Genomic DNA, 24,724 nt, shown 5'->3' on the forward strand with positions numbered 1-24,724 from the left:
CAATGAAGATAAAAATAATAATTGCGGTGTTCTGCAGTGTCCTCTGTGGATACAGCTCGGCACTCAATATCGGCGTAACCATGACCTCGCTGGACAATCCGTTTCTGACCATTCTGTTGAATGGCATGAAGACACAGGCACAAACAACACCCGACCTGCACTTACAAATCGAAGATGCCAATCTGGATGTGGGTCGTCAGCTCAATCAGGTACAGAGCTTCATCGCCAGTGGTGTCGACGCCATTATCGTTAATGCCGTCGATGGGGATTCCACCATGGCCATTACCCAACTGACCGAAGAAGCGCATATTCCGCTGGTCTACGTTAACCACCCACCCATTGATGTCGATCGGCTGCCGGATACTGCCAGCTTCATTGGTTCCAATGAACTCGATTCCGGCACCCTGCAAACAAAAGCGGTCTGCCAACTGCTGAACGGCCGTGGCAATGTAGTGATCATCATGGGTCCACTGGAAAACCATTCTGCTCACACCCGGACCCAGGATGTCAGGGATGTCATTACGACACCAGAATGCGCCGGTATCCGGATTGTAGATAACCGGGTGGCCAACTGGTCACGCACCGAAGCGTATGACCTTATGAGCAACTGGCTGACCTCTGGGATCCAATTCGATGCCGTCATTGCCAACAACGATGAAATGGCCATTGGCGCGATTCAGGCGCTCAAAGCCGCTCATGCTGATATGGAAAGCCTCGTCATTGCCGGCATTGATGCCACACCTGACGGTCTCAGAGCGATGGCCGCCGGGGACCTGGACATTACTGTTTATCAGAACGCCAAAGAACAGGGAGCAGCAGCTATTCGGGCTGCACAAAAGCTGGCGACAGGTCAGTCAGTACCCAGGAATATCTGGATTCCTTTTGAGCTGGTCACTCCAGCGAACATGGAACGGTATCTACAGCCCTGATGTTTTGAAAAGGCTTGTACTCATAGACCTGGCTGCTAAGCTTCACCACCGGTTTCAATACGAGAGTAAGTGATATGAAAGAAAGGGATGTGGTCTTTTTTCAACCTTTGTGGCGGCGTATTGCGGTAACGGTATTTTGCTTTATTTGGGCGCTGTATGAGTGGGCAACGGGCTCTTCTTTCTGGGGCATCATTGCCCTTGGCATGACCGGATATTGTCTCTGGGCGTTGTTTTATAACTTCGAACCCATGTCCCCAGATGAACACAGTGACGGGGAATAACCCCGTCACCAATCAACTATAGGACCGACTGCCAGGTCTCCGTAGCTGCGGAGGCAAACAAAGCGTCTATCACCTGCATCTGCCGAATAGCATCCTCAACAGCATATTCCTGTGAGATCTCTCCACGCACGGCTTTGGCAAAGTTGGTGACTTCATTTTCATACTGAGCCACCTGATCCACTTCCACAGGTCGCATCAACATCTCTGTCAGATCACCAGTTTCACTCACCCAGATTTCAGCGGGATGCTGCGTTCCGGGAACATACGGAGCAGGTAGATCGATCAATGCCTGCTCACAGATAACCTGCAGTCTCTGACTGGCTGCCATCTCCATACTCACCGTAAATGTGGCACGACGGCCATTGCCAAAATCCAGAATCGCATTGGCAGTCATATCAACCTGACTGGCAGGATCGCGGATCACCGAACAGAACACTCTTTCCGGCTCCTGCTCAAATACATAGCGAGCACTCATCGTGGTGTAACACCCGAGGTCATAAATGGCACCACCACCAAACTCCGGTTTGAAACGAAAATCATCGGGCTTATCCAGGCTGATAGAAAACATCGCCTGCATATTTCTGACCTGACCATACTGCCCGCTACGAATCAACTGCCGTAATTTATGCCACTGAGGGTGATGACGAACCATAAACGCCTCGGCAACAATAATTCCGTCAGGAACCTCACGTAATTGTTTGGCTTCCTCAGCATTCATGGTGATCGGTTTTTCGCACAAAACATGCTTGCCTTTTTGTGCGGCCTTCAATGCGTATTGCAGATGCAAATGATTGGGAAGAGGGATATAGACGGCTTCAACATCGGGATCATCCAGTATTTCATCGTAACTGTCGTAGGCCACCGGAATGTAAAACTCTGCGGCGAAGTCCTTTGATTTGTCCATATTGCGTGAAGCAACCGCTTGAATCTCACACCATGGGCTTGCCTGGAGTGCCGGCACAATAGCGTTACGGGCAATATTTGCAGTGCCAATAATGCCCCATTTTACCTTCTTGATACTGGAATCATTTAATGGTTGATTCATACCTACCCCCTGTTGATCAATAAGCGGCCCCTGATCAGGACCGGTGCTGACGACATATAGGATCAGAAATCAGCGACATACGATTATGACCTTAACATTTTTTTGATACAAAAAAATATTGAATCCCGGCGCAGTACGACTCCGTTATATGCACGACAATCAACTCTCAGGCAACGACAAGAACCGTAACCGCCGCCCCAGCCGGTAATACCAGCCTGGCTTTGAACAACCGGACACAATCATAACCATCGCCCCCAGTCCACCAAGGGTCATTCCAAGCATGGCACCCAGGGATATTGCTTCACCAAATAATGGGACCGCCAGCAGACCGGTACTGACCGGTATCAATGCCATCAAAGCCCCCATGCGGGTTGCTCCAATTGACTGTACAGCTCGGACATACAGTACCATCTGTACGATGGTTGCCAGGATGCCCTGGTATATCGCCTGAACTGCGACTGTCTGCCAACTGACCACCATTATTCCCTTAGGCAGCCAAAACAGATAAACCGGCAAATAGAGAATTGATGAAACAGCGACCACGCTTACGGTGGCTGACCAGGGTTGAAGCTTCCAGCATCTTAACAACACGGTATAACTGCCCCAGCACAGACAGGCCAACACAAACAACATATCTCCAATCAAATATTCACGGCCAACCACTAAGGATTCGAACACCAAAACCAGTATGCCCAGGGTACTGACAGCAACGCCTGCCCACATGCCAACGGACCTTGACTCCTGTAACACGAGCCCTGCCAATATGGCAATGACCACAGGCATCAATCCAGGCAGCAACAGCGCCGCGTGACTGGCCGGGGCCCGTTCAAATCCGGCATATACCGCCAGAGCATAGGCCAGTCCACCAATACTGCCCAAAACAAATATGCGCGGCTGAAACCACTGTTTTCGATACTTCCAGATATATGGCAGCAATATGATCGAAGCCGTGCCAAAACGTACCGCAACCACTTCTGTCATCTCCATTCCGGACAACGCTCCCGCTCGTGATACCAGAATAAAACCAGTCCAAATGGCAACTGCGGCCAAACCAAACCATATTCCTTTCCCTTTTCGGGCCCTTTCATGAGCTTCCTGATCCAACACCCAGCCTCCCCTCAAACAAATAACTGTTTGAGTTTATGGTGTTTTCGCATTCACAAAAAATGAATTATTATGAACATAATTTTCATTTAATGAGAAAACAATGGATATCAGTGATCTGATTATTTTTAAGGCGGTGGTCGATAACGGCGGTATCAGCGCTGCAGCCCGAAGTCTTCACCGGGTACCGTCAAACATTACTGCCCGTATCAAAAAATTGGAGGAGTCACTGCAACTGGCGTTATTTTCCCGGGACAATAACCGGCTCCAGTTAACACCTACGGGGCAACGACTCATGCAATACGCCCGAGAAATGATCGACCTTCACGAACGAGCCATCAGTGAGTTACACAGTGACCAACCCGCAGGGCGTCTCAGTATTGGCTCCATGGAAAGTTCGGCAGCCGTCAGACTGCCCAGTGTGCTGGTGCGCTACCATCAACTGTACCCACAGGTACAGATTGAGCTGACCACCGGGGCCTCCGGAACCATTGCAGCAAAGGTTCTGCAAGGAGCATTGGATGTTGCACTGGTGTCAGACCCTCCGGACGATGCCAGACTGGAAACCCTGGCACTGTTCGAAGAGTCCCTGATCATTGTCAAACCACCAACATACAATCTGCAGCGGCAAGGTCCTGAAAATCTGCCAGAGCCGCTAACCATTGTTGGTTTTACACACGAATGCAGTTATCGAAACAGACTGGAGAGCTGGTTGGCCAGAAGCGGCCGGCGACCTGACCGGACAATTGAAATTCCCAGTTACCACACCATGCTCAGTTGTGTCATCGCCGGAATGGGAATCGCCATGGTTCCTGAAGCAGTACTGGCGCTCAATCCGGCCTATCACAGCCTGATTAGCGAGGCTCCGGAAAACGATATCCGCCAGGCCATTACTTATATGATCTGGCGAAAAAATTCTGAAACCCCGGCCATCCGGGCACTTGCAAATGTCGCAGAGGGTTTCAGCAATATGCCGTCATAAACCGGCATCCGAGTGCCGGTCATGATGACTGATTATGATTTCAGCATCCATTCATGGTCAGGATCATTATGGAATTTCCAGACCCGTTTTGGACCGGCCATGACATTCAGATAATACAGATCATAACCATGCGGTGCGCCCACCGGATGATACCCTTCCGGCACCATAACCACATTTCGGTCTTCGACACTCATAGTCTCGTCCAATGAACGATCATCATTGTAGACACGCTGGAATGAAAAACCCTGAGACGGATTCAGGCGATGGTAATAGGTTTCTTCCAGAAATGATTCCTGCGGAAGATTATCGACAGAATGTTTGTGAGGGGGATAACTGGACCAGTTCCCGGCCGGAGTGTACACCTCCACCACCAGCAGACTGTCAGCGGACTCATCCCAGTCGGGCAGAATATCCTGAATAAAACGGGTATTTGAGCCCTGTCCTCTGGTTGAGCATTTTTTGTCAGGATCCGGTTCTATCAATCTGGCTTTATGATTGCCAAAACCAGGTGCCTTACAAACTGCCAGCTCCAGCTCAGTTGTTGCTTCAACGACGTACTGACTGTCGTTGGGAATATAAACCGCATAAGGAGGAATTTTTTCAAACACATCCATGCGCTCTCCAATATTTTCCCAAACCTGATCGCCGGTACTGACTGTCGCACGACCACTCACCAGCACCAAACAAACTTCCTGATCCAGTGTCTGCTGTTCCAATGTCTGACCAGGCTGCAGTTTATATACTTCAAAACCAATATATTTCCAGCCTGCGGACTCAGGCGTAATCTGGAGGATACGACCATTTTGGTCCGGATCTCCGGGGCGGACTAGCAATTTTGACATGGCTTGCTCCTGATATGCTGTGCTTTTTGGAAAAGAACGTTAAAACCAGTGAATAAATGAATCACAAAATGAAATATTTGTATTTATGCAATCATACATGAAATATTTATTCCATTGAACAAACGTTTTCGATGATCTCAATAGCCCACATCAATGAACAAAATTCAGTGCGTTGAATCCAATCATGCTGGCTAAAAACAAACACTCTTCGAAATAAACATCAGACCGTTTAAGCCAGACCAGACCCTGTTAGAATAGCCGCCTCTTTATATCAGTGGTTATGTAGATGGAACGAGATCAACTCTTTTCACAGGAATTCTCATCAATTGAAGATTTCCAATTCAACGAACGCGTAGCCCGGGTTTTTCCGGATATGATCAAGCGCTCGATTCCAGGTTACAGTACGTTGGTCAGTAATATCGGTGCCATCTCCGATTACTATGCGCAAAGCGACAGCAATATTTATGATCTGGGTTGCTCTCTCGGAGCAGTATCTCTCTCAATACAGCATCGTCTGAAACAAACAGGCTGCCAGATTATTGCCGTCGACAACTCCGCAGACATGCTTGAGCGGGCCAGGGATTTTATTGAAACTGAAGATTACCCGACGCCGATCCAGTTAATACATCAGAATCTGGAAGACACTCATATTGAGAATGCCAGTGTAGTCGTCATGAACTTCACTTTGCAGTTCATCAGCCCAAAACGCCGACTGGCCATACTGGAAAACATCTATCGTGGTTTAAGACCGGATGGTGTCGTGATTCTATCGGAAAAAATTGCCCTTGAAGCAAACACAGAATGGTTGAATGAACTGCATCTGAACTTCAAAAGAGTCCAGGGGTATAGCGAGCTGGAAATCAGTCAGAAGCGCAAAGCGCTTGAGAATGTGATGATTACTGACAGTCTTGATACCCACCAGGATCGACTCAAACAAGCCGGTTTCCGACGCTCAGAAAAATGGTTCCAATGTTTTAACTTTCTTTCGATTATTGCGCAAAAATGAATTACTTCGAACACCACCTGGATTGTCTTGAAAGTCATGGGTTTGGCAAATGGCGACCGGCATTTGAAGAGCTGCTGCAACATCTCTGGTTTCAATCAAAAGATGGCAATCTGCCCCGTTTTCTGAATGTGCTCCAGCAGATACCTGCCGTTCCCGATGTTACCTGCCAATTGAATCAAGACTGGGTCGCTATTACTTCAGAGCAAATGACCCCCTCACTGTCAGAGACCATTGGACAACAGCTCAAAAAACTAATGCCGTGGAGAAAAGGCCCCTTTCATGTTTTTGACCACAGCATCGATGCAGAGTGGCGCTGTGATCTTAAATGGAACAGAGTTATGCCATTTCTCTCAGATCTGAGGCATAGAAAAGTATTGGATGTTGGCAGCGGCAATGGCTATTACGGCTTTAGAATGCTGGCAGCCGGTGCCGCCACTGTAACGGGCATTGATCCCAGTTATCTGAGCGTCTGTCAGTTCCTGGCACTTAATTGCTTTGTTCAAACCCATAGGCTGAATGTACTGCCCATGACTCTCGAACAGCTGCCAGCCAACATGGAATTCTGGGATACAGTGTTTTCTATGGGAGTTCTATACCACCGCCGCTCTCCTTTCGACCACTTGACCGACCTGAAAGCGACATTAAAACCTGGTGGAGAACTGGTATTGGAAACATTGGTAGTGGAAGGAGACGAAAAGACTGTGCTGGTGCCTGAAAGCAGGTACGCAATGATGAACAATATCTACTTTCTGCCCTCATCAAAAGCATTGGAATCCTGGCTTAGGAAAGCCGGATTTGTCAATGTTCGCACAGTTGAGGAGTCATATACGAGTACGCAGGAACAAAAACATTCTGACTGGAAGCCTGGCACTTCGCTGCCGGATTATCTCCACCCCAATACAAAACACATAACGGTAGAGGGACTGCCAGCACCACGAAGAGCCATTCTGATTGCCAACAAACCGTTGGAAAATACCAAGCTACCACGCTATCACATCAAACCAGCGTCAGTACCATCTGAATAGCATCCTCAGTGTGATTGGCATATCGATAATAGTTTTTCCGTATGCCAATCTCGTTAAAACCCAATGACTGATATAAATGTCTAGCAGGGGTATTACTGATTCTCACTTCAAGAAATACTTCTGTTCCAACAGGCAATTCAATTTCTGTTAGTAGAAAATTTAATAATCTGCGTCCATAACCACATCCCTGATGCTTACTGGCAATCGCTATATGCAGAATATCCAGTTGGTCCTGAATCAGACTATACGCCAGAAAACCGATCACCTGCTCTTCCAATGCCAAACATAGAGTCTTCCTGGTGCCATCAATTGAATGCATTATGTTTTGTTTTCCCCAGGGAAAATCGTGGTTTCCATCGAGGAAAATCATGGCCTGAAGATCTTCTGGCCGGGCATATCTAATCTTCATCTTTCAATAATGGAATCAAAAACTGATAAAACTCCCGTTTCATTTTTGGGGAACTCAACAGCTGACTTAAACTGAACGTCACAAGGCAACGGCCCATTTCTGAATTCAGTGAATCACCTGGTTTATGGTTATTGCCTATACAGTATTGTTCAGCCACCTTACCACAGATAATCAATGTTACATTGTCATGCTCTATGAACGTTCTTAATTTGCTTTGCACATATTCACGTGCAGTTGGAGCATCTTTTGGGGCATCAGGATGATCAAATAACGGCCATGAAAGCTCATAGAACTGCGGGATATTTGAATGAAATATCTTCATGATGTTTTCGGCGAGCTTGTGCTTAAGCTCTCTGACAACAGGGTCAATTCTGCCATCAACACCATCAAGCAGGACATAGTTACCCGAAATCATAATCGCGAGATTAAATGTTACCGGTTCACCGTATTCTGCCACTTGTGCCACAGAAGAATCATCGTCTTCGTTAACAGGCTCAGGAAGAGTGCTTTCAGAAATGATAGCCTGAGGTTCAACCACCACTGATGGACTTGGAGGTACTTCAGAAGGCAGAGATATCCGTTCTTCAATTTGAGGTGTTACTGAATTTGGCACATGCTCGAAATCTGCAGACACAATCACTTGTCTGACAGGTGCATGAAGCAAAAACCGGGGACTCCAGGGGCGTATTTTAAAAACGGATGTTAAATACTCATTATGATTCACAGACATCCTCGAAAAAAACAAAATCCGTTAAAAATATAAAGGTGGCCAAGCGCGAAGTTGTGGAGTGTAGCATAGGTGTTGTCGGTAATGCGTCGACCAAAGAGTTTGATCCATGGCTTCCAACCCCCCCGCATCGATACCAAGCAGGTCCCTCAAACGACATGCATAAAAAAACCCCGATCTGTCTCCAGACCGGGGTCGTGTTAGATGCCTGACGATGTCCTACTCTCACATGGGGAGACCCCACACTACCATCGGCGATGCGTCGTTTCACTACTGAGTTCGGGATGGAATCAGGTGGGTCCAACGCTCTATCGTCGTCAAGCAATTCGCTTGCTTCGGCTTTCGCCTGGGAGCCCGTGGAATCGCTTCTCACCAGCCCCCGCTGTTCTGAACAAGTTCGTCTATCGTCTCAACAAGTCATGTGTGTCTATCTCTATCCACACTTCACGTATCTTATCAGCGCTCAACCTCGCACATCGTCGTGCTCAAAACGCCTTAGGCGTTATATGGTCAAGCCTCACGGGCAATTAGTACTGGTTAGCTCAACGCCTCACAACGCTTACACACCCAGCCTATCAACCTCATAGTCTTTAAGGGCCCTTCAGGATCCTCTAGGGATCAGTGAGACCTCATCTTGAAGGGGGCTTCCCGCTTAGATGCTTTCAGCGGTTATCCTGTCCGAACTTAGCTACCCGGCAATGCCACTGGCGTGACAACCGGGACACCAGAGGTTCGTCCACTCCGGTCCTCTCGTACTAGGAGCAGCTCTTCTCAAGTCTCATTCGTCCACGGCAGATAGGGACCGAACTGTCTCACGACGTTCTAAACCCAGCTCGCGTACCACTTTAAATGGCGAACAGCCATACCCTTGGGACCGGCTTCAGCCCCAGGATGTGATGAGCCGACATCGAGGTGCCAAACACCGCCGTCGATGTGAACTCTTGGGCGGTATCAGCCTGTTATCCCCGGAGTACCTTTTATCCGTTGAGCGATGGCCCTTCCATACAGAACCACCGGATCACTAAGACCTACTTTCGTACCTGCTCGACATGTCCGTCTCGCAGTCAAGCGTGCTTATACCTTTACGCTATCCTCATGATTTCCGACCATGATTAGCACACCTTCGTGCTCCTCCGTTACTCTTTGGGAGGAGACCGCCCCAGTCAAACTACCCACCACACACGGTCCGTAATCCCGCTTAGGGACCAACGTTAGAACCTCAAGGTGACCAGGCTGGTATTTCAAGGTCGGCTCCATTAGAACTGGCGTCCTAACTTCAAAGCCTCCCAGCTATCCTACACAAGTCACATCAAAGTCCAGTGTGAAGCTATAGTAAAGGTTCACGGGGTCTTTCCGTCTAGCCGCGGATACACTGCATCTTAACAGCGATTTCAATTTCACTGAGTCTCGGGTGGAGACAGCTTGGCCATCATTACGCCATTCGTGCAGGTCGGAACTTACCCGACAAGGAATTTCGCTACCTTAGGACCGTTATAGTTACGGCCGCCGTTTACCGGGGCTTCGATCAAGAGCTTCGCTTGCGCTAACCCCATCAATTAACCTTCCGGCACCGGGCAGGCGTCACACCCTATACGTCCACTTTCGTGTTTGCAGAGTGCTGTGTTTTTAATAAACAGTTGCAGCCAACTGGTATCTTCGACTCTCGCTAGCTCCGGGGGCAAGCCCCTTCACCGGCAAGAGCGTACCTTCTCCCGAAGTTACGGTACCATTTTGCCTAGTTCCTTCACCCGAGTTCTCTCAAGCGCCTTGGTATTCTCTACCCGACCACCTGTGTCGGTTTCGGGTACGGTTCAATATGACCTGACGCTTAGAAGCTTTTCTTGGAAGCCGGGCATTAACCACTTCGGGGACCATAGTCCCACCGTATTCAGGTCTCAGTCTTCTCACTTAAGAGAGGGAACCGGATTTGCCTAATCCCCTAACCTACACCCTTAAACCTGGATAACCATCACCAGGCTGGCCTAGCCTTCTCCGTCACTCCATCGCAGTCATATTAAGTACGGGAATATTAACCCGTTTCCCATCGACTACACCTTGCGGTCTCGCCTTAGGGGCCGACTCACCCTGCCCCGATTAACGTTGGACAGGAACCCTTGGTCTTTCGGCGTGCAGGTTTTTCACCTGCATTATCGTTACTCATGTCAGCATTCGCACTTCTGATACGTCCAGCACACCTCTCGATGTACCTTCAACCGCTTACAGAACGCTCCTCTACCGATTACATTACTGTAATCCCGCAGCTTCGGTGGCCAGTTTGAGCCCCGTTATATCTTCCGCGCAGGCCGACTCGACTAGTGAGCTATTACGCTTTCTTTAAAGGGTGGCTGCTTCTAAGCCAACCTCCTAGCTGTCTAAGCCTTCCCACATCGTTTCCCACTTAACTGGCACTTGGGGACCTTAGCTGGCGGTCTGGGTTGTTTCCCTTTTCACGACGGACGTTAGCACCCGCCGTGTGTCTCCCGGATAGTACTCACTGGTATTCGGAGTTTGCATCGGGTTGGTAAGTCGGGATGACCCCCTAGCCGAAACAGTGCTCTACCCCCAGTGGTATTCGTCCGAGGCGCTACCTAAATAGCTTTCGAGGAGAACCAGCTATCTCCGAGTTTGATTAGCCTTTCACTCCTATCCACAGGTCATCCCCAGCCTTTTCAACGGATGTGGGTTCGGTCCTCCAGTTGATGTTACTCAACCTTCAACCTGCCCATGGATAGATCACTCGGTTTCGGGTCTACACCCAGCGACTCAACGCCCTATTAAGACTCGGTTTCCCTACGCCTCCCCTACTCGGTTAAGCTTGCCACTGAATGTAAGTCGCTGACCCATTATACAAAAGGTACGCAGTCACATTCCGAAGAATGCTCCCACTGCTTGTACGTATACGGTTTCAGGATCTATTTCACTCCCCTCACTGGGGTTCTTTTCGCCTTTCCCTCACGGTACTGGTTCACTATCGGTCAGCCAGGAGTATTTAGCCTTGGAGGATGGTCCCCCCTTCTTCAAACAGGATTTCTCGTGTCCCGTCCTACTCGTGCTCATGTAATCAGGATTTCAAATACGGGGCTATCACCCTCTATGGCTCCACTTTCCAGTGGATTCTTCTACCCAGTCTTACACTTCAGGGCTAATCCCCGTTCGCTCGCCACTACTTGGGGAATCTCATTTGATGTCTTTTCCTCGGGGTACTTAGATGTTTCAGTTCTCCCGGTTCGCCTCGTACACCTATGTATTCAGTGCACGATACCCGATAAATCGGGTGGGTTGCCCCATTCGGATATGTCCGGGTCACAGGTCGTTTACCACCTCACCGAACCTTTTCGCAGGTTACCACGTCCTTCTTCGCCTCTGGCTGCCTAGGCATCCACCGTATACGCTTAATTGCTTGACCATATAACCCTAAAACGTCTTATCTTCAGGTTTATACAGCGCTAACATGATACGTGCCTTGACGCTTGTCTTGACTTTTTTCGAACTCGTCCAGATTGTTAAAGATCATGCCCAATTCGTGTGAACGCTGACCCGCTCAACTTGCGTTTAAGGAGGTGATCCAGCCGCAGGTTCCCCTACGGCTACCTTGTTACGACTTCACCCCAGTCATTGACCCCACCGTGGTAAGCGCCCTCCTTTCGGTTAAGCTACCTACTTCTGGTGAAATCAACTCCCATGGTGTGACGGGCGGTGTGTACAAGGCCCGGGAACGTATTCACCGCGACATTCTGATTCGCGATTACTAGCGATTCCGACTTCACGCAGTCGAGTTGCAGACTGCGATCCGGACTACGACCAGCTTTCTCGGATTGGCTCCACGTCGCCGCTTCGCTACCGTCTGTACCGGCCATTGTAGCACGTGTGTAGCCCTACTCGTAAGGGCCATGATGACTTGACGTCGTCCCCACCTTCCTCCGGTTTGTCACCGGCAGTTTCCTTAGAGTCCCCGGCCGAACCGCTGGCAACTAAGGATAAGGGTTGCGCTCGTTACGGGACTTAACCCAACATTTCACAACACGAGCTGACGACAGCCATGCAGCACCTGTCTCAGAGTTCCCGAAGGCACCAATCCATCTCTGGAAAGTTCTCTGGATGTCAAGAGTAGGTAAGGTTCTTCGCGTTGCTTCGAATTAAACCACATGCTCCACCGCTTGTGCGGGCCCCCGTCAATTCATTTGAGTTTTAATCTTGCGACCGTACTCCCCAGGCGGTCTATTTATCGCGTTAGCTGCGCCACCCATCTCTAAAACGAAACGGACGGCTAATAGACATCGTTTACCGCGTGGACTACCAGGGTATCTAATCCTGTTTGCTACCCACGCTTTCGCACCTCAGCGTCAGTCTTTGCCCAGGGTGTCGCCTTCGCCACTGATGTCCTTCCGATCTCTACGCATTTCACCGCTACACCGGAAATTCCACACCCCTCTGCAAGACTCTAGCAAGTCAGTATCGTATGCAGTTCCCAGGTTGAGCCCAGGGATTTCACATCCGACTTAACTCGCCGCCTACGCGCGCTTTACGCCCAGTAATTCCGATTAACGCTCGCACCCTCCGTATTACCGCGGCTGCTGGCACGGAGTTAGCCGGTGCTTCTTCTGTGGGTAACGTCAATCATGAGCATTATTAATACTCACGCCTTCCTCCCCACTGAAAGTGCTTTACAACCCGAAGGCCTTCTTCACACACGCGGCATGGCTGGATCAGGGTTGCCCCCATTGTCCAATATTCCCCACTGCTGCCTCCCGTAGGAGTCTGGGCCGTGTCTCAGTCCCAGTGTGGCTGATCATCCTCTCAGAACAGCTAAGGATCGTCGCCTTGGTGAGCCTTTACCTCACCAACTAGCTAATCCTACGCAGGCTCATCTTAGAGCGTGAGGTCCGAAGAGCCCCCACTTTCGTCCGTAGACCGTATGCGGTATTAATCCGAGTTTCCCCGGGCTATCCCCCACTCCAAGGCAGATTCCTACGCGTTACTCACCCGTCCGCCGCTCGTCATCTTCCAGCAAGCTGGAAATGCTACCGCTCGACTTGCATGTGTTAAGCCTGCCGCCAGCGTTCAATCTGAGCCATGATCAAACTCTTCAGTTTAAAATCGTCGGTCAATACACCCTAAAGTGCACTAACCCAATTTTGACTCAGTTCGCTTATCAACAATTACTTATAACGTGTACAAATGAATTGTGAGTTCGCTTACTGATAATTCTCTTATGCGTCTTACCAGCCAGCGCCCACACGAATTGCCTGATTAACTTTTAAAGATCATGCCCAACCAAGGGTCTTATCTGCTTCGGCGTTTACCCCCGAAGCGAGGCGCGCATTCTACTCTTTCGCACCTCCCTGTCAACCTTTTTTTTGAAGATTTTTTCGTTGAAATTCAATCACTTACCGTCGAATCTCAACTCATCTTCAAGCCGTCTTTTTCTGACGTCTCGGTGACAAGGAGCGCGCATTTTACTCTTTCGCGCCTCCCTGTCAACCGTTTTTTTGAAGATTTTTCGTTGAAATTCAATGACTTATCCTTGAATCTCAACCCATCTTCAAGCCGTCTTTAGGGGACGTCTCGGTGACAAGGGGCGCGAATTCTAAACTCTTTTTGCTCAACGTCAATTCTTTTTCTCGTAAAACTTAAGATTTCATGAAAACGCCATATAACCATAGTACTTCTATGAGTTTTTTCTAGCCGTTTGACGCAAAGATTGTTGATTTTTAATACCGGAAAATGCCTTGTTAAAAAAAAGAACCAGGCGATATCCTAATAAAGCGGAAGCAATAACCAAGTGCAGCAAGGGTTCATTGAACGCTTCCTTCGCTTGCCACCATTCATGAAGGATGGCCAACAATACCGCCGGATAAACCAACTGGTGCAATTTCTTCCAGCGTTTCCCCAGAAATCTCATCGCCGCTTTATAGGAGGTGGCGGCTAACGCAGCCAAGATGACTAACGACAACGTTCCAACAATTATGTAAGGCCGTTTGATGATGTCTTCCCATAGAGCAGAGAAATCCCAACCCAAAATAAAGGCGAGATAAGAAAGCAGGTGAAGAAGTGCATAAGTAAATGCATATAGACCGACCATTCGCCTGAATCGCATCAGATCGTTGATCCTAAAGATCTGCTTGGCAGGAGTTATCGCCAAACCTAGCAATAACAACCAGATAGCGACAGTTGCCAGATCTTCGAGTATGACCTTTCCCGGATCCGGGCCAAGGCGATTCGGCATACCATTCACTAACAACCATATCTGCCAGCATTCTTCTAACAACGGCAACAACAGAGCTATATGTAAAAGCGCCTTAACCCATCGACTTTTAAGCATCAGTAGAATTTTCTCAGATCCATATCTTTATATAGATAAGCAACCTGTTCCTCATAACCATTAAATTTAAGTGTAGGTATTCGGTTCGGAGTAAACAGGCTGCTCGGTAGACGCCGTTCAGTCTTCTGACTCCAGCGTGGATGATCAACTTCAGGATTTACGTTGGCATAAAAACCGTACTCGCTGGCCTGCAACATGTTCCAGGTGGTTTTAGGCATTTCCTTTACCAGACGAATCTTAACTATCGATTTAATGCTCTTAAAACCATACTTCCAGGGAACAACAAGACGAATCGGCGCTCCATTCTGATTAGGTAAAACCTTGCCATACATACCGACAGCCATAAAAGCCAATGGATTCATGGCTTCATCAATTCTTAACCCTTCCATATAAGGCCAAGGAAAGGATGACGATTTCTGAGCAGGGAACTGTTTTGGATCAAACAAAGTTTCAAACTGAACAAAGCGGGCGTCAGCTGTTGGCTCAAAACGCTTCAGCAAATCAGCCAAGGAAAAGCCCAGCCAGGGAACAACCATTGACCATGCCTCGACACATCGGAACCGGTATATTCGTTCCTCCAACTGATTGGGAGCCACCAGATCTTCGAGGTGTAATGTCCCTGGCTTACTGACTTCTCCAGAAATCTCTATGGACCAGGGTTCTGTCTTCAGTCGGTCAGCGTATTTGGCAGGATCACTTTTACCAAAACCAAACTCATAAAAGTTGTTGTACTGCGTGGCATCTTCCCAGGGGGTAACTGATTCATCTGTCGTAATCGTGGTTTTCCACGGCTGAGATATTTTGGTCGTTAACCAGGACGTGCTGGAGGTGGCGGCCTGTGTCAACGAAGGAATGGCAGACAGCCCTAGTGCCGCGGTACTCGCCGCCAATAGCTGGCGGCGATTGACATATATACTTTCAGAAGTAATTTCTGATGAGAGAATATCGTTTGACTTACCAATGATCATGTTCAACTCCATTCATGGATACTGATCGATTAGACAGTCATCAGCAGAACATTACTGCATTTTTTTTCGACGGATTTTCAGCCAACCTTCAAACAAAGGTCCGGACAAGGCATACAAAAACGCCGCTAGCAATAATATCGTTGCCGGATCAACTGCCACCAGTGCAAAGATAAATACTAACGCTATCATTGCCACAAAAGGCACACGACGACGATCCCCAAGATCTTTAAAGCTGTAATACCGAATATTGGACACCATCAACAAGCCAGCACAGGCGACCAGAACTGCGAATGGTATTGCCAGCACTTCACTCGCGACGCCAGCCTCAGTAAAGGCCCATACCGAACCGGCAACCAGGGCCGCAGCTGATGGACTGGCCAATCCTATAAAGTACTTCTTATCAACCCGGCCGATTTGAGTATTGAAGCGTGCCAAACGCAGAGCTGTTCCAGCCACATATACAAATGAGCAGATCCAACCGATTTTACCCAAACTGTTCAAAGACCATAAAAAAGCAACCAGCGCAGGAGCAAGACCAAAAGCAATAACATCGGAAAGTGAGTCGTATTCAGCTCCAAAAGCACTTTGCGTACCTGTCATCCGAGCTACCCGACCATCTAGGGTATCAAAGACCATAGCAACAAAGATGGCGACAGACCCGGCCACATAGTGTTCATTGATTGCAGCAATAATAGCGTAAAATCCAGCAAACAGAGCGCTGGTCGTAAATAGGTTGGGTAATAGATAAATGCCTCGGTGCTTTGGAGGCTCAGTGCTAACAACAGATGTCCCGACAATCTGATCATCGGGTTGAGAAGCTGCAGGTTCCTGATGTTTTACTTCCACGGCGATACCATTAAATAATAATTTGGACGGGCAGTTTAATACTGAGTGCCTGAGTGTGCCAGCATGGTATCAATTACCAGGGTGTTCAACGGAAGTGGTCTGGGCGATCTGCCAAAAAGCTTTTACCAGAGGATCCTGCATTCTTCGATGCAAAGTGCATAGCCCTACATCAAAAGGACGCACCTGCGGTTTAACGGGTATCACTCTGATCCGCTCCTTCATTGGACTGTTCTCCAACACCAGTTGAGGAACAAGCCCCACACCGAACCCCAAGCCAACCATCCCGACTATTGCTTCATGGCCAGCCACCTGAGCATATACTCTTGGCTTAACTCCCTGAGATCTCAGCCATTGGTCAAGCCGCTTCCGGGTCAGGCCATACTCGGATATCACCAGGGGCAATTGGCGCCAGTTAACGGGTGTTTCATTCAGCATTCTCGAAACAGGGCAGTCTACCGTAGGCCCTATAAATTGCAGGGGGGTCTTCAGTAGTGATAGAAATTCCATCTGATTAGGTAGATGGTCCGGCAACGGTGCGACTGCAATATCTATTTCTTGCTCCGCGACTTGCTGCAGAGCCTGCGCCACGTCTCCTGTCTCAAGAATGACTTCAATATTAGGGAAACTCTTGCGAAATCTGGTCAACAACTCCGGCATAAACGAGTAACTGGCTGTCACCGTGCAATAGATTCTGATCTGCCCGGCTAGTTCGGTAGGCGCCTGGCGGACGTCATGCTTGAGATCTTCCCAACTGGCCAGAGTATCCTCTGCAAAGCCACGGAAACGTCGTCCGGCCTGAGTCAGGGCAACACTCCGGTTGTCCCGCTCAAAAAGAGCAACACCCACCTCTTCTTCCAACCTTGAAATACTTCGGCTCAAGGTAGAGGGACTTACATGCAGAGCTTCGCTGGTCTTGCCAAAATGAAGACTGTGGGCCAGATGAAGGAATTGCCTGAGTGTGCGTAAGTCCATGGAATCCAAACTAAGGAGCTGCGAAAGAGCACGTTTTAACGCCTTTAAGTGGTATTGGCAACCAATCTCTTCTCCAGCAGAACAACAGGCTGCGCGCTACTGGAACCTCGGCAGCACAAAATACCAGCACGATACCTGTAAGTAACAGAACAAACCAAACCTCCAGGATATTCATCATCAATTCCTTTATTTTTAGTGTCCAAACAATTTTTTAGATAACAACAAAAACAGATATCAACCATCAATATGGTTTGTATGCCACACCAATTATCCTACCAGCAGAAATGATAAAATATCTGCTCTCCAGGCCGCCACATAACCTCGTTACCATGTAAATCATTTGTTGACTAACAATACTCTAACAACTCTATTGGGAACAGTTTCATATAGCACAATATCAACTATTATTAGGATTATGATAGCCTGAGGCGCGACGGTATTATGAAACGAGCCCTGATTTTATCCGGTGGAGGTGCCAAAGCGGCGTACCAGATAGGTGTACTGAAAGCCGTAAAGGAAGTCATTGGCAAATTTACACCGTGTCCGTTTGAAATTGTCTGCGGCACATCTGCAGGTGCCATCAATGCTTTGGGAATAGCAAGCATGGCCGGGAACTTCAATCGTGCAGTTTCAAGTATGGACTACTTATGGCGTACATTGGAGATTGACCAAGTCGTTAAATCAGGCTGGATTGATACCGGATACAGTCTAGCCAGAATATCTGCATCACTGCTCAACCAGGGGCGCGGACAAAAGCGCCCGATATCATTACTTGACAATGCCCCTCTTAGAGAATTTCTGATCAAACATGTCCGCTTCGAAGACATTGAAAAAGCTATCAACCGAGACAAATTGGAAGCCGTCAGCATTACCGCGATGGGGTATCAGTCAGGCGAGTCTGTCAGTTTTTATCAGGGTAAACCCGATATAAAAAGCTGGCGTGGCTGGAATCGGGTTGGCGTTCCCTCGAAGTTGAATATTGATCACCTGATGGCCTCATCGGCAATTCCAACTCTGTTCCCGCCAGTTCGTATCAATCGAGAATACTTTGGTGACGGAGCCTTACGCCAGACAGCGCCGCTTAGTCCGGCAATACATCTTGGAGCAGAAAAACTGTTTATTATTGGCACCAGTGATATCAGAAAGCCCATCCGCCCGCCGGCAACATCTGCCACCCCGTCCATTGCCCAGGTGGTTGGACATATTCTGAACGGAGCATTTGTCGATAACCTGCAGGTCGACGTTGCGTCACTACAACAGACCAATGATCTTTTACGCCTCATTCCCAAGCGCCACTGGGACCGATTACCGGAATCGCTAAGAATTATTGACTATCTACAAATATCCCCCAGCGAATCCATTGACAACATCGCCAGCAAAATGCTCCATTTTTTACCGGATTCCATTAAATTCTTCTTGCGCGTCACCGGAGGTACCCGCCAGGGTGGAGGAATTTCTGCTGCAGCCTACCTACTATTTAATAGCGAATTCTGCGGTGAACTGATCAAACTCGGTTACAAAGATGGCTGCGCCCAGGCAGACGACATAAAAGCGTTCTTCGATCAATGACAGGATGCTGCTGGAATATCAAATACTGAACAAGTCCGCTCTATTACTGCCATTTCTGCAACACCACATTCGAAAGTATTCATTTTCGCATCTCCATAGCTTCGGTAGAATCGCGCCCAACTGTGGCCCTTCGGTCTCAGATTCATTAAGCAAATGGGTGAAAAACAATCATGTCTAACTATTTCAACACTCTTAATCTTCGTCAACAGCTGGCACAGCTGGGTGTCTGCCGCTTTATGGACAAATCCGAATTCGCCTCAGAATGCGATTACCTTAAAGGAAAAAAAGTTGTCATCGTCGGCTGTGGTGCTCAAGGTCTGAACCAAGGTCTCAATATGCGCGATTCCGGTCTGGATGTGTCTTATGCTCTGCGCAAAGAAGCTATCGCAGAAAAACGTCAGAGCTGGAAAAATGCTACTGATAACGGTTTCACTGTTGGTTCATACGAAGATCTGATTCCTCAAGCGGACTTGGTCGTTAACCTGACTCCAGATAAACAACACAGTAATGTGGTCGAAACAGTTATGCCTTTGATGAAACAGGGTTCAGCTCTGGGTTATTCACATGGTTTCAATATCGTCGAGGTCGGCCAACAGATTCGTTCGGACATTACCGTGGTCATGGTTGCGCCAAAATGCCCTGGCACCGAAGTTCGTGAAGAATACAAACGAGGCTTCGGAGTTCCTACATTGATTGCTGTACACCCCGAAAATGATCCCAATGAAGATGGCCTTGAAATTGCCAAAGCCTGGGCGGCAGCAACCGGTGGTCATCGCGCAGGTGTTCTTGAAAGTTCATTCGTTGCCGAGGTCAAATCTGACCTTATGGGCGAACAGACTATTTTATGTGGCATGCTGCAGGCGGGTTCGTTGCTGTGCTATGACAAAATGGTCGCTGATGGAATCGAAGCCGGATATGCCGGAAAATTGGTGCAATACGGTTGGGAAGTTATTACTGAAGCACTAAAACTGGGCGGTATTACCAATATGATGGATCGTCTTGATAATCCAGCAAAAATCAAAGCTTTCCAGTTAAGTGAAATGCTTAAAGATCAAATGGAAACGTTGTTTCAAAAACATCAGGACGACATTATCAGTGGTGAGTTTTCAAGCACAATGATGGCAGACTGGGCCAATAACGATGCCAACCTTCTTAAATGGCGCGCCGAAACCGGAGAATCTGCATTTGAGAACTATCCGGAGATAGACGTCAAAATCACCGAGCAAGAGTTTTTTGACAAAGGTATCCTTATGGTTGCTATGGTTAAGGCTGGTGTTGAGTTGGCTTTCGAAACCATGGTATCCGCTGGAATCATAGAAGAGTCAGCCTACTATGAGTCATTGCATGAGTTGCCATTGATTGCCAATACGATCGCCCGCAAACGTCTTTATGAAATGAATGTTGTCATTTCGGATACTGCTGAGTATGGCAACTATTTATTTGCAAACGCTGCCGTTCCAATGTTGCGCGATTTTGTTAACGGGCTCAGTACTGAGGTTATTGGTAAAGGCATGAATAACAGCAGTAATGGCGTAGATAACCTGGAGCTTGTACAGGTAAATGAAGCAATCCGTAATCATCCTATTGAATGGATAGGTCAGGAATTACGTGGTTACATGACAGATATGAAGAAAATCGTTGAAATTTAGTAAAATTTACTGAAACAGTATTTCATAATAATTTACCAAGCCTGCGTTCAGTTTTACACGCAGGCTTTTTTAACACCCGGCAAAACAGCTGTTTTTCTGAACCAAAACTGAATATCGCCAAAAACCTAAACAGTCGTAGATATTTCAATTCCCGCCTCGTATCAATTTAGTCCTATTTTTTCTGATTTATAAATATTTGATAGATGTCTTCGGCATTTTCAGCTACTTTTTAATACATAGAAAAAAGATAATGTTCACAACTTGTAACCCTGGAAACGAAAATAATTCAAAAAGTCACTGCAATAAGTTGATTGCCCGAATTATCAGAGTTAACTTTGGGTTCGCTTATGACCGGAAGGAGAGTGTCACATGTATACTCAATACGAAAAAGACTATGAAGTAATAATAGGAGAGTTCCTGCGATCAACCCGACAGGAACTTGGGTTCACAATTGCCCAGATGCAGAATCTCGTTGATGTTAGTAAAAAAACCTGGATTGAGATGGAGAAAGGAGAGCGAAACATAAAGCTTCATCTGATTTTCTGGTGGGCATTTTCAATGGGCCTGTCGCCATATCACTACATGGCACAGACCGACTACTCTAAACCACTCAAACTGAATAAATATAAAAACCTGGATCAGATAAAGTGGTGCCTGCTAATTAATCGACTTGCCAAAAAAGATCTTAAGCAACTTGCACAAATGATACAGGATGTTACCGGTTACAGTTTTTCTGTTCCCCTGGAAAATATGTATATGACATATGCTCAACGTAACACTATGTATCAATATGTTCACAGTCAGGATTTCTATGACAACTCAGGCAGTGTCATTTTGGATCACCTGGAGTCCTCCGGGAAAACTCAGGTAACCCTGGCATCAGAATTGGGGATGAGCGAACGAAATCTCAGAAGAATCATTTATGGCCTGCACCAGTGCAACAATGTCTATTTCCCGAGATTTTATGAGTTGACCGGCCAACCCCCCTTGAAGTCAATTAAGAATAAAACCCATTTCAAATTACGAAATCTAATCGAAGAAAGGGTCGATCTTATTGCAGATTTGTTTAAAAACACCAGTAAGAAACAGCTGAACGCTATTTATAAAGATGCCCAACAACTTGAAAACGATCCCAAATGGATGCAATGGTTTAGTTAAACCTTGCGTCTACGCAACAAGGGATAACTCAGATAACCTAATAGTCCTCCACTTAGCAGCCCACCCAAATGGGCTGCATTGTCTACCGCTGGTACGACGAAGCCAAACGCAATATTGATCCCAACGAATCCCAAAGTATTACGCAGGAAAGTCGATCTTATTTGTGGACGGAACAAAGGAGTGGTCAACAAGGCCAGGAAAAAACCATATAAACCAAATATAGCCCCCGACGCTCCAACACTCACAATTGGATCGTTAAGCAAAACACTCGTCATACTTGCTGACACTCCGGTTATCAAATAAACAATCAACATACGAATCGAGCCCAGAAATGGTTCCAGGTACACGCCGATGTTTGCCAATACGATAGAATTGAATACCAGATGAAGCAGGCCTCCATGCAAAAAAATATTGCTTAATAGCCGCCACCAATCCCCATTGATGGTTTTTGGACCATAGTTACCACCCCAAACATATAAGGTTTCAGCCGGAAACCACATTATCTTCCCTGTTGTAATTACCAGTAAAAGAAAGATAAAAGAATTAACGTAAATGATGCCAGGTGTAAGCCAGTAATGTTTTGCTGGTAAAAATAGTTTCAAACCTTTCCCCAATTATTACCATGGTCATGACATAAAGAACCATTCACAGAACCATGTGGTGATTAATCATCTTTCGTATTCACAAGTTCACGAGTATTGACTGGAACCGGTACCAGATAAATTTCTATTCTTCGATTGTTAGCACGATCATCATCGTTTTTTTCATCCACTAATGGGCGGGTATCGGCATAACCAACTGCCTGAAGCCTGCTTTTATCAAGACCCGCATCCAACAGAACACGAACCGCTGCGGAAGCCCTGGCCGATGATAGTTCCCAATTGGAGGGATAATGATCCCGCAATCTGGAAGTGATCGCTCGTCCATCCGTATGTCCCTGAATACTGATCATATGATCCGGGAAACTGCTTAGCGCTTCAGCCACCAGACGCAACGTTTTCTCTCCTTTTGCATTTAAGTCTGCTGATCCTGACGCAAAGAGTATTTTTTCGGGTAATTTTATGACTGTGGTCCCATCGCGTAATTTACTGACCAAAGTCTCTTTTTCGTCACTGATGCGGTTGAGCTTTTGCTCCAATTGATCCATTGCCTTTCCTTCCCGTTTAAGCTGGTCCTCCAGCTGAGAGATAGTGGCAGTGTAGTCTTCATTTTGTGCCTGTTGCAGTGCCAGTTGCTCCCGCGCAGCGTGGTATTGGTCTTCGATACTCGACAATTCCATCAGCGATGCCTGTTTGGCCGTCAGTTCACCAGACAATGCCTGCAGTCTCTGTTGGGTACCGGTTAGGTTATTTTGCAATGCGGCCAACTGTTGCTGATATTCTTCAACCTTGCGATTAGCAGAGGTCACATTGCTTAGAGCCAGATCAAGCTGCCGTTTGCGATCATTCAACTCATTTAGTTGCTCACGATTCACGGTTTCCAGGCGATCCCGTTCCTCACGTAACTCGGTCAGTTTCTGCTCAAACTCCGATAGCTGTTGTCTCTGGGTAGTATTGGTCCGGTTGGCAAACTCAGCTTCCTGACGCAGACTTTCCTGCTGGAGATTGGAAGCCCGTAGTTGTTCAGACAAATTGGTCACTTTGTCATTTGCCTGCTCGACGGCCTGTTGCAAAACCTGAATACGGTGTTGCTGCTGGGCAAAAAAATAGTAACCGGTGCCAGCAGTGATGAAGAACAACACCACAAACAACCATGTAACCCACGTAAGCCCATTAGAGGGCCTGTTTTCCTGTTCAGCGACCATAAGAATCACCTCTCTTTATGATTATTGTTGTCTCAGAAAGTATTGCAGACAGGCTCCGGTAAGAGATGCAACCTGCCCGGTCAGAAAAAAACATACCTGCTCACACGGTGATCATATGACTATCTACGCCAGGTCCCCGTGGTTCACACCCCTCTTCAGACAGAGGAATAACCGTCTCAGATACGAAATTGTTATCCACCAATTTATGTAGCAGACAAACCATTACACCAGAAATACCAAGCCTGTATGACAGCTTAAAGTTTCTTAGCCTGATAAGGTCGTCATACATCAAACAAACAACAATTTATACAATTGAACGGCTGACATTAGAAAACACATTAAAATTACCAGAGGCCGAATCAGTCGCTCTCCACCATTAAGCATAGTATGACTGGCAATCAACGCACCACACAGTTGCCCCAACATCATGGCGCCAGCAATCATCCAGACAATTCTGCCTCCAGCCGCAAACAACACCATTGCACTAATATTGGTCACAAAATTAAACAGCTTGGCGCGAATGGTCGCCTGCAACAACGTCTGTCCGCGCAAAAGGATGCCACTAACTGCAAAAAAAGAACCGGTTCCAGGACCTAGAGCCCCATCATAAAAGCCGATGATTGGAACCGCTGTCAGTCCATATCCGAGCTCAGACACTTTAGCTTTGGTTTCTTTTTTGCCGAGTTTGGGGGTTAGCAGAAAATAAACTGCAACAATTAGCAGCAGCACCGGGATCAACCACTTCAACCAGTCGGTATCGACTCTCTGAATAAGCCAGCATCCAGACAACGAACCTATGGCCGCCGCGATGATCAGCCCCCAGACATCGGCTAACTTAAGACGGCCTTTCATCACCATAACGGTCGTAGCGGTCAGCGTACCAACAAACCCCTGGGCTTTATTGGTGGCTAACGCTGCAATTGGAGGCACCCCTGCCAGCATCATCGCGGGAATGGTAATTAATCCACCGCCCCCGGCCAGGGTATCCACCCAACCGGCCAATAATGCAGCCAGAAACATAAAGCCAACGATTGTTATTGTAATTTCAAACTCAGGCATCTACTCAAACTCAGGGAATTAACAAAA

At 47.5% G+C, this 24,724-nt stretch carries 20 protein-coding genes and 3 rRNA genes; 8 read left to right on the forward strand and 15 right to left on the reverse strand.

What is annotated here, in order from left to right:
• The first annotated feature begins 2 nt into the window (after nt 1-2).
• Nucleotides 3-929, forward strand: coding sequence for a sugar ABC transporter substrate-binding protein (locus YC6258_RS24035; protein WP_052830544.1), 927 nt, complete (start codon nt 3-5; stop codon nt 927-929).
• 74 nt (nt 930-1,003) lie between these two features.
• Entirely contained in the window at nt 1,004-1,210 is a 207-nt protein-coding gene (locus YC6258_RS24040) for a hypothetical protein (protein ID WP_044619137.1), read from the forward strand.
• A gap of 16 nt (nt 1,211-1,226) precedes the next feature.
• On the opposite strand, the gene YC6258_RS24045 is transcribed toward YC6258_RS24040, so the two are convergent.
• Complete coding sequence (locus tag YC6258_RS24045; RefSeq protein ID WP_044619138.1) at nt 1,227-2,255, reverse strand: Gfo/Idh/MocA family protein; 1,029 nt, start codon at nt 2,253-2,255, stop codon at nt 1,227-1,229.
• Nucleotides 2,256-2,414: 159 nt separating this feature from the next.
• Nucleotides 2,415-3,362, reverse strand: a complete 948-nt coding sequence (locus YC6258_RS24050; protein ID WP_144407735.1) for a DMT family transporter — start codon at nt 3,360-3,362, stop codon at nt 2,415-2,417.
• A gap of 100 nt (nt 3,363-3,462) precedes the next feature.
• Between YC6258_RS24050 and YC6258_RS24055 the strand changes: the two genes are divergently transcribed.
• Nucleotides 3,463-4,341, forward strand: a complete 879-nt coding sequence (locus YC6258_RS24055) for a LysR family transcriptional regulator (protein WP_044619139.1) — start codon at nt 3,463-3,465, stop codon at nt 4,339-4,341.
• A 32-nt stretch (nt 4,342-4,373) separates the two neighbouring features.
• Here YC6258_RS24055 and iolB read toward each other — a convergent pair whose 3' ends face one another.
• Complete coding sequence (iolB, locus tag YC6258_RS24060) at nt 4,374-5,183, reverse strand: 5-deoxy-glucuronate isomerase (RefSeq protein WP_044619140.1); 810 nt, start codon at nt 5,181-5,183, stop codon at nt 4,374-4,376.
• A gap of 286 nt (nt 5,184-5,469) precedes the next feature.
• Between iolB and cmoA the strand changes: the two genes are divergently transcribed.
• Together cmoA and cmoB are read left to right on the forward strand one after the other, a co-directional pair.
• Nucleotides 5,470-6,189: a carboxy-S-adenosyl-L-methionine synthase CmoA gene (gene cmoA / locus YC6258_RS24065; RefSeq protein ID WP_044619141.1), complete on the forward strand. Its 720-nt coding sequence runs from the start codon at nt 5,470-5,472 to the stop codon at nt 6,187-6,189.
• Nucleotides 6,186-7,214: a tRNA 5-methoxyuridine(34)/uridine 5-oxyacetic acid(34) synthase CmoB gene (gene cmoB / locus YC6258_RS24070; RefSeq protein ID WP_044619142.1), complete on the forward strand. Its 1,029-nt coding sequence runs from the start codon at nt 6,186-6,188 to the stop codon at nt 7,212-7,214. Before cmoA ends, cmoB begins: the two co-directional genes overlap by 4 nt.
• On the opposite strand, the gene rimI is transcribed toward cmoB, so the two are convergent.
• The 9 genes from rimI to ilvY form a co-directional block, all read right to left on the reverse strand.
• Nucleotides 7,186-7,623: a ribosomal protein S18-alanine N-acetyltransferase gene (rimI, locus tag YC6258_RS24075; RefSeq protein WP_044619143.1), complete on the reverse strand. Its 438-nt coding sequence runs from the start codon at nt 7,621-7,623 to the stop codon at nt 7,186-7,188. The genes cmoB and rimI overlap by 29 nt on opposite strands.
• Nucleotides 7,613-8,287, reverse strand: coding sequence for a hypothetical protein (locus tag YC6258_RS24080; RefSeq protein WP_044619144.1), 675 nt, complete (start codon nt 8,285-8,287; stop codon nt 7,613-7,615). The genes rimI and YC6258_RS24080 overlap by 11 nt, the downstream gene beginning before the upstream one ends.
• Nucleotides 8,288-8,556: 269 nt before the next feature.
• Nucleotides 8,557-8,672 (reverse strand): 5S ribosomal RNA (gene rrf / locus YC6258_RS24085).
• 184 nt (nt 8,673-8,856) lie between these two features.
• Nucleotides 8,857-11,756, reverse strand: a 23S ribosomal RNA gene (locus YC6258_RS24090).
• A 147-nt stretch (nt 11,757-11,903) separates the two neighbouring features.
• Nucleotides 11,904-13,443 (reverse strand): 16S ribosomal RNA (locus tag YC6258_RS24095).
• Together the 16S, 23S and 5S rRNA genes form the textbook arrangement of a ribosomal RNA operon.
• A gap of 575 nt (nt 13,444-14,018) precedes the next feature.
• Nucleotides 14,019-14,672 (reverse strand): protein-methionine-sulfoxide reductase heme-binding subunit MsrQ, encoded by a 654-nt coding sequence (locus YC6258_RS24100; protein WP_044619145.1) that lies wholly within the window; start codon nt 14,670-14,672, stop codon nt 14,019-14,021.
• Nucleotides 14,672-15,640, reverse strand: coding sequence for a protein-methionine-sulfoxide reductase catalytic subunit MsrP (gene msrP, locus YC6258_RS24105; RefSeq protein WP_044619146.1), 969 nt, complete (start codon nt 15,638-15,640; stop codon nt 14,672-14,674). The genes YC6258_RS24100 and msrP overlap by 1 nt, the downstream gene beginning before the upstream one ends.
• 51 nt (nt 15,641-15,691) lie before the next feature.
• A complete protein-coding gene (gene pssA, locus YC6258_RS24110; RefSeq protein ID WP_052830545.1) occupies nt 15,692-16,486 on the reverse strand; it encodes a CDP-diacylglycerol--serine O-phosphatidyltransferase in 795 nt (264 codons plus the stop codon).
• A 69-nt stretch (nt 16,487-16,555) separates the two neighbouring features.
• Complete coding sequence (gene ilvY / locus YC6258_RS24115) at nt 16,556-17,458, reverse strand: HTH-type transcriptional activator IlvY (protein WP_044619147.1); 903 nt, start codon at nt 17,456-17,458, stop codon at nt 16,556-16,558.
• A 441-nt stretch (nt 17,459-17,899) separates the two neighbouring features.
• On the opposite strand from ilvY, the gene YC6258_RS24120 reads away from it, so the two are divergent.
• From YC6258_RS24120 to YC6258_RS24130, 3 genes are all read left to right on the forward strand, one after another.
• Entirely contained in the window at nt 17,900-19,027 is a 1,128-nt protein-coding gene (locus YC6258_RS24120) for a patatin-like phospholipase family protein (protein WP_044619148.1), read from the forward strand.
• A gap of 170 nt (nt 19,028-19,197) precedes the next feature.
• Complete coding sequence (gene ilvC, locus YC6258_RS24125; protein WP_044619149.1) at nt 19,198-20,676, forward strand: ketol-acid reductoisomerase; 1,479 nt, start codon at nt 19,198-19,200, stop codon at nt 20,674-20,676.
• A gap of 369 nt (nt 20,677-21,045) precedes the next feature.
• Nucleotides 21,046-21,834 carry a helix-turn-helix domain-containing protein gene (locus YC6258_RS24130; protein ID WP_044619150.1) on the forward strand — a complete coding sequence of 263 codons (789 nt, stop codon included), beginning with the start codon at nt 21,046-21,048 and terminating at the stop codon, nt 21,832-21,834.
• Here YC6258_RS24130 and YC6258_RS24135 read toward each other — a convergent pair.
• From YC6258_RS24135 to YC6258_RS24145, 3 genes are all read right to left on the reverse strand, one after another.
• Nucleotides 21,831-22,436, reverse strand: coding sequence for a rhomboid family intramembrane serine protease (locus YC6258_RS24135; protein WP_144407736.1), 606 nt, complete (start codon nt 22,434-22,436; stop codon nt 21,831-21,833). The two genes, YC6258_RS24130 and YC6258_RS24135, sit on opposite strands and share 4 nt — an antisense overlap.
• 62 nt (nt 22,437-22,498) lie before the next feature.
• Nucleotides 22,499-23,638, reverse strand: coding sequence for an OmpA/MotB family protein (locus tag YC6258_RS27700; protein ID WP_052830547.1), 1,140 nt, complete (start codon nt 23,636-23,638; stop codon nt 22,499-22,501).
• Between the two features lie 288 nt (nt 23,639-23,926).
• A complete protein-coding gene (locus YC6258_RS24145; RefSeq protein ID WP_044619151.1) occupies nt 23,927-24,697 on the reverse strand; it encodes a TSUP family transporter in 771 nt (256 codons plus the stop codon).
• Nucleotides 24,698-24,724: the final 27 nt, after the last annotated feature.

This window comes from Gynuella sunshinyii YC6258 (assembly GCF_000940805.1).
In the GTDB taxonomy this organism is placed as follows: Bacteria; Pseudomonadota; Gammaproteobacteria; order Pseudomonadales; family Natronospirillaceae; genus Gynuella; species Gynuella sunshinyii.